Annotated in this window: 1 protein-coding gene; it reads right to left on the bottom strand. The window is 43.1% G+C overall.

Annotated elements, in window-relative coordinates:
- The coding region (locus tag A3738_RS31670; RefSeq protein ID WP_197474089.1) for a hypothetical protein at positions 1-693 on the bottom strand (693 nt) is incomplete at both ends.

The following is a 693-nucleotide window of genomic DNA, read 5'->3' as shown; positions in this document are numbered from 1 at the left end:
ATAATTGTGATATCTGAGAGATCACCCTCGTTTGCTGAAGTCAAAGCTACCAACGCAAACTCTCCAGAGCTTAAATCAAAGCCAGCTACAGTAATTTCACCATCGTTGGGTTTTTGCATTGCAAACACCTTGAACAACAAGCTTGCATCAACAAAAGCATTGTCACGACGCACATCAGTCTTAAGCTGCCAGTCAAGTTCCATGTCAGCAGCCACCGCTTCTGCCTTTTCGCCAGCTTCGACGCGATCAACAAATGCCTTTCCAATAGATGCCGCATAGTCTCTGGACTTCTCAGACTCTAACTGAGATACAACCTGATCACGTACCTGATCAAGAGGCTTAATTGATTCCGGATGATAATCTTCCACTTTAAAAACGACCGCTACGCCCTCGTCAAGCTCAATCAGTTCGCTATTATTTTCGCCCGAAAGATTTTCTTCATTAAAAAGAGCCCTTTGCACTTTCACATTAGAAAACACAGCATCTTGAGTAAGTCGAGAAACACCAGCCAACTGATTAATCTCCAACCCTAACTCCTCAGACGGATCAATTAGATCAGGTGCAGAATAGCTAATGTCAGCAAGTTGCTGGCTCAAATCCACATATAAATTAGATAGTTTTTCTTGCTTAATTTCTTCCTCGATCACTAAGGCGCGATCCGCAAGTGCTGGAGGCTCGTTAACTTGAATATCA

This window comes from Oleiphilus sp. HI0066, from assembly GCF_001635725.1.
This window is presented reverse-complemented; position numbering and strand designations above follow the sequence as displayed.